This window comes from Pirellulimonas nuda (assembly GCF_007750855.1).
GTDB lineage: Bacteria > Planctomycetota > Planctomycetia > Pirellulales > Lacipirellulaceae > Pirellulimonas > Pirellulimonas nuda.
Genome location: NZ_CP036291.1, coordinates 3333695 through 3351171, shown reverse-complemented (window position 1 = coordinate 3351171; position 17477 = coordinate 3333695). Strand labels below are relative to the sequence as shown.

13 protein-coding genes are annotated in these 17477 nt (G+C 63.6%); 2 read left to right on the top strand and 11 right to left on the bottom strand.

Annotated elements, in window-relative coordinates; genetic code table 11:
• Positions 1-12: 12 nt before the first annotated feature.
• The 7 genes from Pla175_RS13200 to Pla175_RS13170 all read right to left on the bottom strand — a co-directional run bounded on the left by Pla175_RS13200 (position 13) and on the right by Pla175_RS13170 (position 9816).
• Positions 13-2127 carry a BatA domain-containing protein gene (locus Pla175_RS13200; RefSeq protein ID WP_145285522.1) on the bottom strand — a complete coding sequence of 705 codons (2115 nt, stop codon included), beginning with the start codon at positions 2125-2127 and terminating at the stop codon, positions 13-15.
• Positions 2124-3113, bottom strand: a complete 990-nt coding sequence (locus Pla175_RS13195) for a DUF58 domain-containing protein (protein ID WP_145285518.1) — start codon at positions 3111-3113, stop codon at positions 2124-2126. Before Pla175_RS13195 ends, Pla175_RS13200 begins: the two co-directional genes overlap by 4 nt.
• 43 nt (positions 3114-3156) lie before the next feature.
• Positions 3157-4185, bottom strand: a complete 1029-nt coding sequence (locus Pla175_RS13190; protein ID WP_145285514.1) for an AAA family ATPase — start codon at positions 4183-4185, stop codon at positions 3157-3159.
• A gap of 156 nt (positions 4186-4341) precedes the next feature.
• The gene (locus tag Pla175_RS13185; RefSeq protein ID WP_145285511.1) at positions 4342-5265 is read right to left on the bottom strand and encodes a DUF4159 domain-containing protein; all 924 of its coding nucleotides are present in this window, start codon (positions 5263-5265) and stop codon (positions 4342-4344) included.
• On the bottom strand, positions 5262-7814 hold the full coding sequence (locus tag Pla175_RS13180; RefSeq protein WP_197526781.1) for a tetratricopeptide repeat protein: 2553 nt from the start codon (positions 7812-7814) through the stop codon (positions 5262-5264). The genes Pla175_RS13185 and Pla175_RS13180 overlap by 4 nt, the downstream gene beginning before the upstream one ends.
• A 377-nt stretch (positions 7815-8191) precedes the next feature.
• Positions 8192-8674 carry a carboxypeptidase regulatory-like domain-containing protein gene (locus tag Pla175_RS13175; protein WP_145285503.1) on the bottom strand — a complete coding sequence of 161 codons (483 nt, stop codon included), beginning with the start codon at positions 8672-8674 and terminating at the stop codon, positions 8192-8194.
• The gene (locus Pla175_RS13170) at positions 8671-9816 is read right to left on the bottom strand and encodes a DUF1559 domain-containing protein (protein WP_197526780.1); all 1146 of its coding nucleotides are present in this window, start codon (positions 9814-9816) and stop codon (positions 8671-8673) included. The genes Pla175_RS13175 and Pla175_RS13170 overlap by 4 nt, the downstream gene beginning before the upstream one ends.
• 912 nt (positions 9817-10728) lie before the next feature.
• Here Pla175_RS13170 and Pla175_RS13165 point away from each other — a divergent pair.
• Positions 10729-12204, top strand: coding sequence for a hypothetical protein (locus tag Pla175_RS13165; protein WP_145285495.1), 1476 nt, complete (start codon positions 10729-10731; stop codon positions 12202-12204).
• Between the two features lie 255 nt (positions 12205-12459).
• On the opposite strand, the gene Pla175_RS13160 is transcribed toward Pla175_RS13165, so the two are convergent.
• Positions 12460-13200 (bottom strand): transposase, encoded by a 741-nt coding sequence (locus Pla175_RS13160; protein ID WP_197526779.1) that lies wholly within the window; start codon positions 13198-13200, stop codon positions 12460-12462.
• Between the two features lie 258 nt (positions 13201-13458).
• Between Pla175_RS13160 and Pla175_RS13155 the strand changes: the two genes are divergently transcribed.
• Complete coding sequence (locus tag Pla175_RS13155; protein WP_145285489.1) at positions 13459-13794, top strand: SPFH domain-containing protein; 336 nt, start codon at positions 13459-13461, stop codon at positions 13792-13794.
• On the opposite strand, the gene Pla175_RS26815 is transcribed toward Pla175_RS13155, so the two are convergent.
• The 3 genes from Pla175_RS26815 to Pla175_RS13145 all read right to left on the bottom strand — a co-directional run bounded on the left by Pla175_RS26815 (position 13760) and on the right by Pla175_RS13145 (position 17060).
• Positions 13760-13891, bottom strand: coding sequence for a hypothetical protein (locus Pla175_RS26815; protein ID WP_261342782.1), 132 nt, complete (start codon positions 13889-13891; stop codon positions 13760-13762). The genes Pla175_RS13155 and Pla175_RS26815 overlap by 35 nt on opposite strands.
• A gap of 337 nt (positions 13892-14228) precedes the next feature.
• Positions 14229-15317 (bottom strand): DUF1559 family PulG-like putative transporter, encoded by a 1089-nt coding sequence (locus Pla175_RS13150; RefSeq protein WP_231953877.1) that lies wholly within the window; start codon positions 15315-15317, stop codon positions 14229-14231.
• A gap of 654 nt (positions 15318-15971) precedes the next feature.
• Positions 15972-17060, bottom strand: a complete 1089-nt coding sequence (locus Pla175_RS13145; protein WP_197526778.1) for a LacI family DNA-binding transcriptional regulator — start codon at positions 17058-17060, stop codon at positions 15972-15974.
• Between the last annotated feature and the right edge of the window lie 417 nt (positions 17061-17477).

Below are 17477 nucleotides of genomic sequence, written 5' to 3'. Positions count from 1 at the left end.
CTGGGTTGGGGATCATGCCGCGGCGAGCGTCTGATCGGCGGATCGCGAGAACCAACCGGCCAGTCCGGTTTCAGCGATCAGCATAACGATGGCTAGCGCCACCAGCCATTTCCATATCTTCTGGCGGCCCTCCAGCTCCACGTCGCGCAGCTGTTGCATCTTCGCCTTTTCGGCCGCGACGTCAAATTCCGTCGATAGCCGCACCCCGGCCTGCTCCAGCGCTTCCTGGGGCAGCGACGCGGTGTTGCTTTCGGTCGGGTCGAGGTGCACCGCAAACTCCGCCGGTTCATCCCTCGTGCTCACGCGGTAGACGCCAGGAACATCCGCGCCAAGGACGACCGTCGCATCGCCGGCGAGCGGAACCCGGTCGCCGTTGGGCTTGGTGACGACAGGACTTTCTGGCAACTCGATCCCAGCGGGCAGCGGCACGCGCTGGTCGACCTGATAGCTGGGACGGAAGGTGGTGTGCCGGTGATGGCTCTCGATCAACGACGAGAGCATCAAAGGAAACTTCCACGAACGGGCGAGCTGGCTGTCTTTGGGGTTCCACCCCGCGGTCATCACCAGCAATCGACCGGCGCCGGCGCTACGCTGCAAGACGGCCGGGTCGCCCGAATCGAACCGGGCGATGACGCCCAGGCCCGGCAGCGCGGCTTCGTTGAGTTGGCGGTACTTCCAGAACAGGATCTGCGTAAAGTTATTGAACTGGGGCCCGGCCATCGCGGAGAACAGCGGGTGGGCGAAGTCGATCTCGCCCAGCAGGGCGTAGTCGTCGGGCGCGACGGTGGTGACTTCTACGCTCTCTTGTTCGAGCAGCACGCCCAGCGCCGCGGCGTCCTCTTCACCGCTGACCACGTACAGCAGCAGACCGCCGCGCTCGACGAACCGGCGAAGCTCCGTTGCCTGCGTCCCGGACGGCGGGGCGGTCACGACCACCATTGCCGGGGGCTCGCCCTCGAGGATCGCGCGGGCGCCGGGCGCCACGTGCGCCACCTCGGCCGACCGCGCCGCATCGCTCCCGATGGCCCGGTCCAGGTAATACGCCATCCCGTCGGCGTCCGCGGGGTCGTCGCTCCCCAGGCAGACGACGCGTACGACTTCGCGCGCTGGGGGCAAATAATAGACCGTGTTGTCGAAGTCGAAGCCGTCGCCACGCAGCACGAGTTGCGGGCGAGGGCCGGCGGACCCAGGTGGAGCAACCCGCACCACGCGGCTCTCGCCGGGGGGCGTGTGCACCTCGATGGGACTCCCCAGCGGCTGCCCCGCTGGGGTCTGCCACTGCAGCCGGAAGTCCTCGACCTTCGAGCCGGCGGCGTTCGTCACGCGCACGCGAAGCCGCTGGTCGCGGGCGTCCTCCACCCTCTGGGCCACGGCGCGCTGCCCGAGCAGCTCCAGGCCGGCATTGGTCGGATCGTCCAGCCTCAGCGGTATCAGCTCTAACGCGGCGTCGTCGGGCCACCCGTAGGCGCTCAAGGCGTCGAGCCGGCAACCGGCCTGCAGATCACTGATGAGCACGATCCGCCGCGGCGCGGCGACCTCTTCGTTGTCGGCGTCGTGCATGTCTTCTAGCGACGCCAGGGCGTCGGCCAACGCCTGTCCCAGGTGGGTCCCCGCCCAAGTCGGCTCGATTTGCGTTAGCCTTCGCGCCACCGTCGGTCGACGCCGCGAGGGTTCCAGTCCGGCCAAATCCTGGTAGCTGGCGACCGGCCGCAGCGTCTCGTCGAAGGCGTACACCGCGAAACGGTCTTGCGGACGATAGTCCGCCAAGGCGTGGTCGACCGCCGCCACCGCCTGCTCCCACAGGTCGCCTCGACGCATGCTGGCGCTCGTGTCGATTAGTACGGCTACGCGCTGCCGCCCGACGTCTTCGGGGGTCACCATCGCGGTCTGGCGAAACAGGGGTCGCGCGAACGCCAACGCCAACAGGGCGATCGCCAAGCCACGCAGCAACAGCAGCAGCAGGTTGTCCAGCCGGCTCCGCTTGGTCAGCCTCGGGGGCGAAGGCCGCAAGAACATCAACGAGCTGAACAGCATCTCGCCACGGGGTGTGCGGCGGATGAGGTGAAACAGCAGCGGCAACGAAACGGCCGCCATGCCCAGCAAGTAGAGTGGCGCCAGTGCGCTCAAGCCCCCCTCCTCGCCTTGCGGTCGTTGTGCGAGGGGGTGCGGCTCCGGAGCATCCTCGCCCGCAGCAGGTCGAACAGCGACAACTCAAGCGGCCGATCCGTGGGGCAGTCCACAAACTCCACGCCCAGGTCGTTGCATGCTTTGGTTAGTCCAGTCGCGTGTTCCTTGAATGCGTCGAGGTAGCTCTTGCGAGCCTCCTGGGGATCAATGTACGACTTCTTTCCCGACTCCATGTCGTGGAAGACGCGGGGGTTGGTAAACGGAAAAGTAGATTCGCTCGGATCGAGCACACGCAGCACGAGCACTTCGTGCCCGCGTGATCGCAGGTAGCCGAGCTGAGTGGCGAGCACTTCGACCGGCGCGAGCAGGTCGGAGATCAAGATGACCATGCCGCGCTTGCGGACGGTCTTGGCGATCTGCTCGAGCGGGCGCGCCAGGTCGGTCCCGGTCCCCTGCGGCTCGCGCTGCAGGGCGGCCATCAAGCGGCGCAGGTGTCCCGTACGGCGCCGCGGCAGGAGGTACTCGAGGATGTGCTCGTCGAAAACCGCCAGTCCGACCGCGTCCCGTTGCAGGTAGAGAAAGTAGGCCATCGTAGCGGCCAGGGTCCGCGCGTACTCGTGCTTCGTGACGTCGCCCGCCCCGAAGCCCATGGACCGGCTCGTGTCGACCAGCAAATAGCAAAGCACGTTCGTCTCGTCTTCGAACCGCTTCACATAGTAGCGGTCGCTGCGTGCGAACAGCCGCCAATCGACGTAGCGCACGTCGTCGCCCGGGACGTACTGGCGGTACTCGCTGAACTCAACCGAGATCCCGTGGTAGGGGCTGCGGTGGATGCCCGCGTAAAACCCTTCGACAATCACCTTCGCCCGCATCTGCAGATTCTTGATCTGCATCAGCGTCTTGGCGTCCACGAAGTTCACGCCGCGCGCGGCGCCGGCCGACTCCCCGGGAGCGTGTGTCGTGCGTGTGTCCAGCGGGGCGGGCATGGTCGAATCGCGAAAGGGCGGGCCAATGGGCGGGCGTGGCGCCTTACTGGGTGGGAACGGCTACGTGCTTCAGCAGGCGGTCGATGACGTCGTCGACGGTGACTCCCTCTGCCTCGGCGCGGTACCCGATGAGCGTACGATGGCGGAGCGTTGCGTGAGCGAGGGCGCGGATGTCGTCGGGCGACACGTGCGAGCGGCCCTGCAAGAGCGCCCGCGCCTTGGCGCCGAGGATCAGGTACTGCCCGGCCCGCAGCCCGGCGCCCCAACTCACCCAGTCATTGACGAACGCGGGCGTTTCCGCCTGCCCCGGGCGTGAGGCGGCAGCCAAGCGGACCGCGTAGCGCACCATCTCGCGGGCCACGGGCACCCGGCGGACGATCTCGTGAAAGCGGAGCACGTCGTCGCTGCCGAAGATCGGCTCGATCGGCTCGGGCCTGCGCGAAGTGGTTGCGGTCACGACGTCGACCTCTTCGTCTTCGGGCAGGTAGTCGATCATCACGTTGAACATGAACCGGTCGAGTTGGGCCTCGGGGAGCGGGTACGTCCCCTCCATCTCGATCGGGTTCTGGGTCGCGAGCACAAAAAACGGTTCGTCGAGCGGGTAGCGGACCCCGCCGGCGGTGACCTGGTGCTCCTGCATCGCTTCGAGCAACGCCGCCTGGGTCTTGGGGGGCGTGCGGTTGATCTCGTCGGCCAGGATCACGTTGGCGAAGATCGGGCCGCGGACGAACTGCAGACGCCGGTGACCATCGGTCGATTCTTCCAGGATCTCCGTCCCGGTAATGTCGGCCGGCATCAGGTCGGGGGTGAACTGGATGCGTTGGAACTTGAGATGGAACACCTGGGCGATGGACCGGACCAGCAGCGTCTTGGCGAGCCCGGGCGCGCCGGTGAGCAAGCAGTGCCCACCGGCAAACAGGGTGATCAAGAGCTGCTCGACGACCTCCCGCTGCCCGATGATGACCTTGGACAACTCCTCACGGATCCGCCGGCTGCCGTCACGGATCTGCTCGACGACTGCTTGTTCCTGCTCGTAGCTATCGATCTCTACGCCCACGGCTTCTCCGATCATTCAAAGGGTACTGCTTCCGAGTTCACCGCACCTTGCGATTCCAATTCCCTGGCGACAAACACATCCGCGCTGGGCAACCAGCCACGGTGATCCGCCCGGCGCGGTTCATGGCTGCCTGGGGGCTACGCCTGAAATCCTGCTAACTGACCCAACGGTTCAATGCGTCATGGCGTAGACCACGATGTTGATCCCCATAGGGTACGACTTGTTCTCCGCAAACTCGCTGAAGTACCACTCGGCCATCCCTTCGCGTTCCCAGCCATCGCCCAGATCGGTGTTGTGGCAGATGATGGCCATGAGTCGGCCCTTGTCGTCGACGATCCCCTTGTAGTGGACCGTCCGGCAATCACCGCCGTGGCGCCGTTCGTCTTCCCACGTCACGTTCTCCCTCCCGGGAAGCACGCGCCCGTTGGAATCGCGGTTCTCCCAAGCCCGATCGTAGCTGCAGACCTGCGGCTTCTCTTTCAGGCGGTAGACGCACGAGAAGACCTCGTGGTCCAAGGGTAGTTCGACCAGCGGGCGGTTGGGAAACACCCGTTTGATCTGGCTTTCGAAGTTGGCCCATTCGTAGTCGCCCCAGAAATCGTCGACCATCAGGAACCCACCGCTCAACAGGTAACGCCGCAACGCTTCCACTTCTGCTTCGGAGAACGTGAGGCTCCCTGGTTCGATGATATAGATAAATGGATAGTCGAACAGCTCATCGTCCGTCAGTCGTACGATCGCCGGTTGCGGATTGACTTTGAGGGACGTGAGTTGTTGAAGTCGATACGAGAAGTTGTTGTCGCTCGAGGGCCAGTCCGTTCGCCAACCCCCGCCGCGCCCGCGACCCCAGCCACGACCATTGTCCCCGAAACGGCCCGTTCCGCCATCGGAACTCCACTGCACACGGACGAACGTGAAAACGTCTTTCTCGAACCCTGCCTGGTTTTTCCAGTCCGGCACGCCGCCGCGGTTGTCGGAGTCGTCGTACCAGCTCTCAAATCCACGCTGCGCCGCGACCACGCCGGCAATCGTCAGGAACAACGCGGCGGCTGCTGCGGGCCGGATCGGCAGCAGGCATCGAACGTTCTGCTTCATGGCTCATCTGCTCCTTCGAGCGCGTCCGGCGGAATCGGGCTCTCGTCGACAATGTCGGCGCCCCCTGATTCGGCGAGCTCTAGCAGCAGTCGGTGCGCGGCCAAGAACCGCGGCGCGTCTTCCAGGGCGAGCAGCACTTGGCGGCGGGCCTGGTCCCAGCGCCCTTCATCTCGCAGCAGCTGCGCCAGGCGAAAATGGACGTGCACCGGATCGACCGTATCGAACCGCAGCAACGCCCGGTAGGCGGTGATCGCGTCGGCAGGCAGGGCGAGACGCTCGGCGGCCTCGGCGAGGTAGCGGTGCGGAATGGGCGTGAGCGGGTCGACGGCCAACATCCGCCGCGCATTGGCGGCGACCAGCGGCCAGTCTCCGGCCGATTGGCCCAGCTCGCTCAGGCGTAGGTAGGCGTCCATCGCCTGGCCGTCGCGCTCGCTCCACGCCTGGAGCACCTCGCGTTCGGCGCCCGTGTCGCCCAACTCGCGGTGGGCCCGGGCCAGCAATGCATACGCGTTGCCCGTGCCGGTGTACTCGGGAATCAACGCTCGCAGTCGCTTGGCCGGTTCGAGCACCCCCTGCCAGTCCTCCTCGCGGGCCAGGGCCTGGGCGTAGCGCGTCAGACCGTAGAAGTTGTCGGGGTTGTCGCTCAGCCACTGGGCAATCGTGCCGGAGTCGGCGCCGGCGGGCAGCGCCGGTTCTTCCCAGGCGAGCTCTGGCCCCAGACGGTTCGCCTGCTCCACCAGGTAGTCGCGGAACCCGGCATCGAGTTTCCCGAGCGGCGCAACGTGACGAACGAGCGCCTCATTGATCGATTCGCCGTCGGCCAAGTCAACGAGAATGTTCTTGATCGCGGCGATGCCGTGGTTCTCAACGATGTACCCGACCGCCATCGCCGATTCGAAGTAGGCAAACTGCAGCCGCATAGGGCTCTCTGGCGCCAAAAACATCGAACTCAGCTCACTCAGCGGCGCCATCTCGCCGGCGAGAATGAACCGGCGGTACGTGGGGGTCATCGTTTGGCCCCAACCGCCGTCGCGCTCAAGCTCCTCATGAACCGAGATGCCCTCGCTCAGCCAGCGAGGCATTTTGTTGCGCGATTTCTGCAGCGTAACGACGTGGCAGAACTCGTGCCACAGCACGGCCTGCCAGTTGGCCTTGGTCGCCCCAAGGGCGGCGGGACTATTGGCGGTGATGACGTTGCCGAAGCAGACGCCCAGGAACCCGTCTGCCCCCGGGATGCCGAACGTGCGGACGGCGAAGTCGTTCTTGTTTGCGAAGATGTCGACCACCACCGGGCCGCCTAACTCGACCTGGTACTTGTCGCACAGCCTGCGTTTGGCCTCGTCGAGCAGTTCGAGGACACGCTCGCCGTAGACGGCCGCTTCGTGCTGGGGCATCCGCACGCGGAACGACTCGTTCTGCAGCACGCGGTACCCGTCCAGGCTGTCGTGCAGGGTCACGAGGTTGTGAGCAACGACGTTGTAACCGTCGGTGGCGGACACCTCCTGGATCAGCCGCCAGCCTTCCTCCTCGTCCCCCAACCGGAGCAAGTCTTGCGCTAATTGGACCCGGGCGGGCAGGTAGCGGCCGTCCATCTCCAGGGCGCGCCGCTGGTAGGACGCGCCCTCGGCGAAGCGGTACTTGTCCGAGAGCTTGGCGCCGATCGTGTAGTCCACCTCGGGGTTCTGCGGCCAACTCGCCAGAGCGGCCTCACGGCGGGCCTTCTCGCCGGCCGGGTCCCCCTCGAGGTTGGCCAGCACGGCCTCAAACGCCAACGCCTTGGGCTGTTTGGGATTGATCTTCAGCACCTGGTCGAGCGTCTGGTGCGCCTGGACGTATTGTTCGCCATCGATCTGCTTCTCGGCGACGATCAACAGGCTGCCCGTGTGTCGAGGATTGATCTCCAGGGCTTGGTTGAGCGCCTCGGTCGCCCGCTGCGGGTCGTCGGCCAAGTAGCTGCTCGCCAGCAGGTAGTGATACTGGGGATCGGTGCGTGAGGTCTCGGGGACGGCGAGCAGGGTGCTTGCAGCCAAGCGGTTGTCGTACTTGTCTAGAGCGAGCCGGGCCGTGGCCAGGTGGCCGTCGACGAAGTCGGGGAATCCTTGGGTCACGGGGTCGTAGCAAAGCTCGAGTACCTGGCGCGCATCGGCGCCCTGTTCGAGCAGGTATTGCCCCATCGCCAACTGTTCGTCGGGCGAAACACGGCGGCGGATGCGGGCGCGGACGATCTCGGCGACCTGCCGCAACTGCGTCTGGGCGGCCTGCGGCATATCGTTGTAGCGGAACACCTTGCAGGCAAGCAGCCGCATCTCGATGCTGAGCGGGTAGGCGGCGATCCCCTCCTCCACCGTCTCGCGCGCGTCGGCGTAACGACCGAGCTCCATTTCCGCTTCGGCCTTCACGTGCCGCCACGGCTCGAACCGCACACCGCGCTGTATCTCCGCAGCGGCCAAGCTCACGCAGTCTTCGTACTGGCCCGCCAGAAAGTGGTTCTCCGCGTCGCGGAATGAGGCCGCCCAGACCAAGGGGGCGGCGCCGAATTGCACGAGCATCGCGGTGAGGACTGGAGCAACAATACGCGGCATACAAGCCCCATCGCGTGCGTGCGCAAGGATAGCTGGGTGGTACGGCTACCGTGGTTATACCCCACGGGGCGGGAACCGGACCACAATAATCGCAACATCCAGTCGGAGGCGGCGGAGGACCGTCACGTCGCAATCCACTTGAAGGGAGGGCCCCGGTAAGACGGAAGCGGGTTCACGCTCAGGCAAGCCACGCGCTGCCAAGGCGCCAACCTTGTTGGGCTCGACCCGCGTGCCCCATCCTTCGTCATGTGATGGGCGAGATAGGAGGGCGCAATAGAAGGCACGCTACTTCAAGCGAGAATGCGTATAACTCAACCGCAACTGCGAAAAATCGATATCGACCGCTACTCCAAGTTCAGGTTGACCACGTTCTCTTTTCCGAGGATCACCTCGGCGGTAAGTCCGGATGTCTCGGTAGTGCCGTACTTGCGTGGCAACAAGTCCTTGGGGGCCGACATCGTTGAGGTGATGGACGCCGTGTCGAGCTTGATCGCGGTGACGAGGTAGGCGCCGGCGACCATGCCCGGCTTGCTCTTCTTCCCCATGTCGTAGTACGTGGCGACGGTGAATCTCCCCGCCCGGTCGGTGACCGCCTGGGTAGTGAACCCCTCGCCTTTCGGCGAGAAGGTGAGCGTCACCGCGGCGGCCGGCTTCCCCTGATAGATCACGCTCCCGGTCACCGGATGCGTGTTTGGACCCGTCTGGGGCGCCCCACACCCCCCGGTCAAGAGCAGGAGCAGCACGCCGTGGCAGAGTGCGGCTTGGGCGGGACGCCAGCGCCCGCCGCGCCCGGATATCCGCGCCGCTGGGGGGTTCAAGCCGCTCATTCCCCAAACCCCGTGGGTTCGCCATCATTGCGGGCGCCGAGCCGCTGGTAGGTGGTGTAGTCGATCGAGTCGGTCAGGAAATGCGTGGAGCCATCCGCAAACACGAAGTTGGCGCCCCCCGGGTGCCGGGACTTAAACCCCATCGCGGTGTTGAAGTCGAGCTCCCAGTTGTGCCCCGGCATGACGGTCACGCCACCCGCGACCTTGGGGGCGTTGTCTTTGTCGGTCTCGAAATTGATAGGGGCGGTCGTCGCGAACCACAGGCCCTCCGAGAGGGTCCAGCCGCGGATCCATTGGAATGCCGACGATGCGGGGAGTATCTCGCCGATGGCGATCGTGCTGGAAGTACCGTCGGTAATCTGCGAAATCTTTGCCGACCACGTTGCCCGCGCGAAGACTCCGGAGATCGTGCTCGCGTCGGCGCAGTCGCCGCGGATGTTGGTTCCTGCGCGGACGTTGCGTGGGCCCGTGCCGCAGGGGCGGGACGCGTTGTAGTTCTGATTGAACCAGTCTTCGCCGTCTCGGTCGGGGTCGTGCTGGGCGCCACCGCTGGGAACGACGGTCGATAGTCGAAATCCGGCGAACGACTCCATCACTTGCGACCCCATCGAGCCCGCGTAGTTGGTGGTCGCGACCTGCCCGGGGGACGCCAGCGAAGCCCACGAGGTGACGCCGTCCAACGGGTTCACGAGGCCGGACTTGTCGTCCGAGGGGCACTGCAAGATCGGGACAACAAACTGCCTGATCGGGAGGTTGCCGAGGAGTTGGTCCCCCGGACGGATGCAGCCGGGTGAACCCGGCTTGCAGAAGTCGATCTTGTCGGTGAGCGCCGCCTCTTCAAGGTAGGGCGCCAAGAGCAGCATGTGCGAGGCAAAGTCGCGTTGGCCGGCGAGGGCCCCGTGGATGTGGTTGACGTTGCTCGGAAAAATGTTGTGCGAGTTGTGGTAGTTGTGCAGCGAGATGCCGAGCTGGCGCATGCCGTTGACGCAGGACGTACGCCTTGCGGCCTCGCGTGCCGACTGCACCGCAGGGAGCAGCAGCGCGACCAGGATGCCGATGATCGCGATGACGACCAGGAGCTCTACCAGCGTGAACGCACGTGCAGGGGCTTGCGCGGGGCAGGAAGTCGGTGAGCCGGTCATGCGTCGTCGCTCCAACAGGGACGTAGGCAGAATCTGACAGCGACGCAGGGGGAGGTGCTTTTTGCGGATCGCCAGCGGCTGCGCAAAGGCCGGCTGTTCGTGATTCTGCTTGTAAAGCTCGCGGACGTGGGCGGGGCACGCCTCGTGAACCCGAACTCCGAAGTCGAGCCACCCGTCGCCATACGGACGACCGCCAGTCTCCTGCGCTCCGACGTGGCAAGCTGGAACGTCCCCGTCTCCGCCGTCAAACGACTGCAAGGGACCGCCCGAGGTAGTACGGTTCGCCATCGAAATGCCGTGGATTGGATAAGAACGCAGAGCAGGGACTCGTCGGAAACTCACCTAGAATGCATCCGCCGCCACAAGAACGACCCGCCGTGGCAGAAGTGGGAGACGTGGCTACAATTCCGTCCAGCACAATGGCAAGCCGAACGGCACTTGTCAATGCATTTGACGACTGTTTGTGAACGAATAGGCACTCGATTTCGGGTTCTTGCAGCGGCCATCCCGCGGGATGAGCAGAACAGCCATGCCTCAGTGTTTCCCGAGCCTTCACCCATCTTTAGGCAGAAAATCAAACCGCGGCGTAAAAATCGCTTGACAAGCGGGGGCTAGTCGAGCTACCCTAGCGGCTCTTTAGCGGTACAAACTTTTCCGTAAGTTGTGCTTACAAATAGCTTCGCTGCACCAGCCAAATTCGGACGGTTACAGTGCGTACAGGTGCCGGTGAAGCAAACCAAGCGTGTGCTGATTCCGGCTTCTGAGTTTCGGCGGCATCTGCAGCTCTTGAGTCTCTTTTTTGTGCATCGGGCACTTGAGTAGGCTGGGCCAGGAGGGCTGGATTCGCGTGTTATCGGATAGCCACCCAGGCTATCGGTCCATTTTTACTTGCATCTTCCTAAGAGGCCTGCCGTGACTTTCTATGTAGCATTTCATCGCGTTTGTCTAGGAATTGCAGCGGGTTTAGTAGGCCTAAGCTGCCAGGTTTGTTTCGCCGTCGATTTGGTGGCGATCAACTTTGAGGCGGGCAGCGTCGGCGCTCCCGGCAGCCCTATCAATGGATGGGAGTTCTCCGCCGTCGGCGCGGGCAAGGCGCCGGAGATTGGTTCCACCGGACGCAACTTTATCACCGGCACGAACGACGAGGCACTCTACATTAAACCCTTTACCCCGGGAGAGTCGGGGTCGTTCAGCGGCGGCCCCCCCGCAAACTACCAGGGCGTTGTCTTCCGCCCCGCTTCACCTCTTCAGGTTCCAGCCGGCTCAAACGTGTATATGGTGATGGAGCACTTCGGCGATTTCGCCGATGGAGGCAACGCACTCAAGTACCGCTTCGCCGCCGGTGTCGAAGGGAATGGCAGTCAGTTCTTAGGCTTTGACGGCACAAGTAACGACACGTTTCGGCAGGAAGTTTCTTATGAACTCCGAACTGACGCAACGGAGCGGTCCATGCAAGGCCAGACACGGACCGCTGCTGGCGCCTCAAACAGTGCGGAGTATTTCCGCGAAGCCCACTGGGATAAGAGTGACGTTGTAGGTTTCGGCGCGCCGCTCAATAACCCGGTCGGCGGGAACGAAACGAACAACTTCCTGGACCGCTCCTACGAAGCCGCCATCTTGTTCCGTCCCCAACCGGGTGGCACCGACATGGAAACTCGGGTTGCCAACAGTGTTGGTGGGGTGCGAGTCCAGGACGGCACGTTCAATGCCAACGGCGCTGCTTCCGCGAACAACCAGGCCGAGTTTGCGACCACGCAAGTCGACTACATCTACCTGGCAATTGCCCGCTACAACGGGCAATACGATGGTCCGGGCGGCAACTTTGATGAGTTCACCAACTTTTCGCGAGAACCGTCCGCTTACTCATCCAACGCCAATTTCAGTGTCGACAATCCGATTACCAATCCAACCGGGTATGTCATCGACAATGCGGCCAACCTTAAGCTGGGCGTCAAGTCGCTGCGGTTCGGGATCGCCGCCCCGGGCGACTTTAACATCGACGGCGTCGTGGACGCGGCCGACAAAGCGCTGGCCATGGGCAACATGGGCTTGTCGGGCGCCACGTTTTTTGACGGCGACAACGACAACGACGGCGACGTCGACGCCGACGACCTCGCTATCTTTAACCTTGGTCTCGCCGGCGACTACAACAACGACGGCGCGGTTGACGCGGCCGATTACACCGTGTGGCGGGATACCCTGGGCGGAGCTAGTATCCCGAACGAGACCGCTAGCCCCGGCGTGGTTGACGCCGCGGATTACAATGCGTGGCGGGCCAACTTCGGGGCTCCTCCCGCTCCCGTCGTCGGCGCTGCCGTGCCCGAGCCGACCGCTTTGGTCTTGATCGCATTGACCGGGGTGTTGGCCGGATTGCTTCGCCGCAACTAGTCGATCTTTGTAGCAACTCCAGATATCCAGTCCCGCTGAAAGCGGCCTGGGGAGAGCGGGGCAGATTTCTCCAGGTCGCTTTCGGTTTTTGCTTCCTCACCGGAATCTGTTGGTGAATTCCGGCTCGGGTAGGCTGCGTAACCGTTCACACCCCGTCGCGTAACTGCTCTTCGCGCCGGTTGCGAGAGACTCACAATACGGTCGTCGATGCGTTGCGTCCGCTGATCGTACATCTCTTGCTGCTGGCGATAGAGTTCACGCGCGACCAACAGGCTCTTGTAGGTCCGCCGACTCAGGCTGGAGAGCGGCGCCGCGTCGGGGTGCTCCAGCAGACGGTCGATCGCCCTCAAATTTCGGGCCAAAAAGCCGAGTTGCTGGCGGTTCGCCCCGGCGGATCGCGTGGCGGCCTGGCTGCTTCTTCTTGGCGAAGCCGACAAACACGCGACGCGCTTTCTGGCGGTACGTCCGCGGTCGCGGCTGCTTGCCCACCAGCGGCCGGTGCAACGCGTCGATGATCGCGTCGGTCTTCTCCCGCGCTTCGTTGAGCAGACTGGCGTCCGTCGGATAACGGATGTCGGCCGGCGCGGAGGTGGCGTCGGCGATCAACTGGCCGCGATGGGCCGGGGCGCCGGGAGCGTGGTCCGGGGGAGGCGTCGCGACGCCTTCGTCAGGCTTGTAGGGATCGTGGTTGTCCGCGTCGGCATTGTTGGGGTCCGCGTTGCTCGCGACGCTCTTGGGCAACGCGGCCAGCGCAATCGCTTCGGCGATTTTCTGGATGCCCTCTTCGCCAAACCGCTTGCGAAAATCGACCATCGTCGAGGCGTCAAACGGACGCTCTTGCGTAAACTCTTCCAAGCCAATGAAGAACTGCAAATACGGATTCTCCCGGATCGCTTCGACCGTTTCGCGGTCGGTCAGCCCCATTCGTTCCTTGATGAGCAGCGCGCCAAGCGCCGTGCAGCCTGGCACGATCGGCTGGCCGGCGTCTTCGCACAACGAGTGATGATAAATCGCCTCGGCAAGTTAGCAAGGGACGAGCCTCGCCAACGCCACCCAGCGATTCTCCGGGTCCAAGCGGCCGCTGAAAGGGAGATAGAAGTCCGGGAACTCCAACTGACGAGGCTCTGTGCGGCGGTACATCCGGTCACCGGGGCTAGAGAAATAGGCCCAGTCGGGCCCGACTGCCGCACAGCTTCCGACGACTCTGCCCAAAAAACCACGCGGCCAATGACAACAGAAAAGCCCTTTTCGGCGATGAACCAAGGAAGAAAGAGTAAATCAGCAAACCCTACGTACCGCGTGGTTGATGCACGCAAGTCGGTCACTGTGGCCGACGGCGTGGCGCACTCCATCTACCGCGAGGCGCAGCTTGCGTTGCGTGCGGTCGTGGCGACGCGCGAACTCGACGCGTTCCTGGCGGACAAGGACGCCGTGACGGAAGAGTTTGCGGAGACCATGCGTCGCCGCGCGGTGGACCTGGGTCTGGAGGCTGTGTCGGTCACCGCGCGAGGCGGCCTATCCGCGGGGCCGGTGCAAGCTTTCGCCTCAGCGCCGGCTACAGGCTCGCGAAGCGGGCCGGAGTCGAGGTGACGATGCGTGCGCCACCGTCGGCGCCGGGTTGCGCGTCCTTTTCGGCGCCAACCGCGTCGAGCAGCCGTTCGACTCCCTGGACCGGTTTCGCGCTCATCGAAAGCCGGCTCTCGACGTCGGGGGCGCGCAGGTCGCACTTGGCTTGATCCTTAGGAGCCGCCGCCGCTTTGCAACCGCTGGCGGTTGTCGCGACCCCGCAGCGTCCGCCGGCTGACATCGGTTTGTGCCGAATCGGGTTTTTGTCGACTGGCAGTGGACCAACACCGCCGAGCCGGCAACCCCCGCTTGTCGAGGAGACCGGTCGGCGCCCCCTCCCGGTTCTAGCGGATTCCCGCGGTGTCGATCAGCAAGAACGGTTCGTCCACGGCCTCTGCCTCCCCCCGTCACGCCAACAGCGACAGGCCGGGGGCACACGGCAATTGCAATATGCCAGCTTATGGGGAAACGATTTCACCGTCCGCCCGATGGCACAGTCGGTTGAACAGTTCGGGCTCGATGTCGTACTCCATCCCCCGTGCAGAACCGTCCGCGAAGCCGGCAGTGAAGACGCCGCTGTGAGCGCTGCCAAAGGTGCTTGCCCTGATCGAGTTTCCCTGACCCGTTGGCGGATTGTTCATGCCGTCTTGCTCGGGTTGGCACAGACCATAGCGGATGACGTCCCAATCCCAGCCGTCGGACCATCCTTTGTCATCATCTTCAAAATTGCCCGTGTCGTACTCAGAAGGCTGCAGGCGCTTCTCGCCAAGGACAATAGTTTTTGACGAACCGTCTGTTATCCTTGCGAACGTGATAGGGGTGTAGAACCGCTGGGCCGTGTTGCCGTTGCTACGCACGATGACGCCCCAGTAGCCGACATAATCTCGTCTCGGATCACTCGGAGTGAGCACCGGACGTTTGACCTCGCTGCCAAAAGGGTTGAAGTTTACCAAGCCGGCCCACACGAACCGGGCTTTGCACCAGCGGGCGTCTTCAAGCATCATATCAAAGGTGGCGTCGCCGATGTCCGATCGTGTAAAGTCGGCGTGGGCCGCGGCGTAATCGATCAACCAGTTCTGGGTGTTCCTGTCGGGGTGGCTGTTCCTGGTAGGACCGCGGCGAGAAGGGCAATAAAAGCCGTCAACCTTGCTGTTTTCTAGCAGATCAGTAATGGCCTGGCGGGTGGTCGCCCCGCTGTTTTGGGGCGCCGAGTGCAGCGCGTCTTCTTCGATGTACGGAAGCAGCTGAAATGCCCAGCTAAGCCCCTGCGTCTTCGGCCCCGCGGGCTTGCCGCCCGACATGTAGTCGATCAGATCCGGGTTGGACACAAAGCCGCCGCTGGGGAACACCTTCCGTGCACCGACATGGTTCTGCATGGCGAGCATCAGCTGCTTCACCTGATTGATGCACTGAGTTCGTCTGGCTGCTTCGCGTGCGCTCTGAACCGCAGGCAGCAACAGGGCAACCAGGACCCCGATGATAGCAATCACCACCAGCAACTCAACCAGGGTGAACGCTTTGCAATTTCTAACATGCTGCTTGCGCACGTGAGGCCTCATCATCGAACGAGAGGGAATCAGAGACGAAAGAGACCGCCGAGAGCTTACCCGTGCAAAGGACGCGGCAGGGATGAACCACCGACCCTTACCTCAGGCCATAAGAGGACGAGCAGTTGCCAGTCACGCAGTGACGCGTGTGTATCGCGACACGGCTGGCAAACCGATTTTCCGCCTCCGAAAGAAGCTAACAAATCCAATCCAATATGTCAACACAAACTCAGGACACGGGACCCTCCGCAGAGGGCCCGGCCGAAGCACGCGGGCGTCCGCACAGCCTGGCTAAACCACCTCCCCAGCAGCAGGTGGGCCCCTCGAGCACGGATGCGCCGCGTAGAGCGATCGGCGATTCTTACCTTTGCGGCGGACGAGCGCACCAGCCGGAGGATGCCGATCACATCCATTCCCGGCACGACGCACGCCCCGATTGTGGTGCTACGTTGAGAAACCCGGGGGTTCCGGGGGTTGGCAATCAGTTTTTTACGCGGCTCGCGGATAGCAAGGAGTGGGCTATCCGCCGTCGGTTTTCGGCATCCGGGTCGGTCGCCGCGGAACAACAACCCGGCGGCCCAACCCATCCGCCGTGTGATCTGGGGGGTCGCGGCGCCTCAGTTCGTCGATGACCTAATCGGACAACGCCATTGTCTATCGCTGCGCGACCGACTCCCGCACCGCCAGCTGCGCGTCCAGCAACATCGTCCTGGGCGGCCGCCGCGGTTCTTCGATACGCAGACGCATCGCTTCTACCGCCGCGTCGCCCAAGTCTTGGCAGGGCTGGCGGACGGTGGTCAGGGGGACGCTCAGGTGCTGTGCGAGTGAAATATCGTTAAAGCCCGCGACGCTGAGGTCCGCCGGGACCTTCACGTCCAGCCCGGCCAGGGTCTGCATCAAGCGCGTTGCGACCATGTCGTTCTCGCACATAATGACGTCGGGCGAGTGGGCGTCGATCAAATCGCCAATGAACCGCGTGTCCGCTGCGTCCCCCTTAATCACCAGGCCTTCGCAGCCACTAGCCGCCAGACATGCGCGCATCCCGGAGACGCGTTTGAGGAGCGAGTCGGTGTGCCCCGGCCATTGCAGGTAGACAATTCTTCGATGGCCAGCGGCGACAATGTGCTCTGTGAGCCGGTACTGGCCTTGCAGGTGGTCGACCGATACGAGGTCGAATTCGCTGCGTGCCGGGAACCCTTCAATGTCGCGATCGAGCAAGACAACCGACACGCCGGCCGAGGCGAAGAGTTTGAGGATGTGCTGGTTGGTCTGCGCATCGAGCCCAGGACCGGACAACGGGACGAAGAAGACGCCCGATACGGCTTGGACGATCAATCTTTCCGCTGCGTGCACCGCCGCTTCCGGGTGGGCGTCCAAGCGGCCGACGCCGCCGGTAGCGTGCAGCTGCGAGGCGCCCGCGTCTCCCCACATCAGCCCGATCTGCTCGCGCTGCACGCGGCGCGCGATCTGGGCGCAAATGGGATCGAAGATGTCTCCGCAGCCCAGCTCTGGAACCAGTAGTCCCAGCGTCGCCGCGGCGTTCTTCTTAGCGGAGCCGCGTCTCACAAAACTACCCGCCCCCGGCCGCCGCTCGATGAGCCCGAGGTCCTGCAGGTCGCGCATCGCACGAGCAATGGTCGGACGGGAATATCCCAGCTGCTCGACCAATATGGCTTCGGTAGGGAGCTGCGAGCCGAGCCCGTACTGCCCGGACCGGATCCCCTTTTCGAGCAGTCGAAACACTTCACGATGCTTGGCGGCCGGCCGACCGGCGGGTTTCCGCGATGAACTCAAGGTCTATTGCCCTCACTGATAAACAGAGTTGTCGCTAGGCTGACTAAATTGTAATGACAATCGGCCGCCAAAATCAACCGTTTGACGAGAAACCCAAGAACTTCGCCTACAAACGGCGAGCGGTTTTCGTGGAACGCGGCTTAAATCCCCTTTTTTCGTGTTTTGGATCGATGGCGGGCGTGCTCCGAGTCAAAAAAGTGGGGCGATTCGGCGCCTTTACAGGGCAGTTCATTGCTTTGAGCGAACACGGTTTGTAAAGTTTCAAAATGATAACGTTCAAGCAAGAAAGCTGTTAAGAGTGGCCCCGGGGTTGGAACCGGCTGGACTGGCGTCGACTTGAACTGTCTAGCAGCCCACGCGGGACTG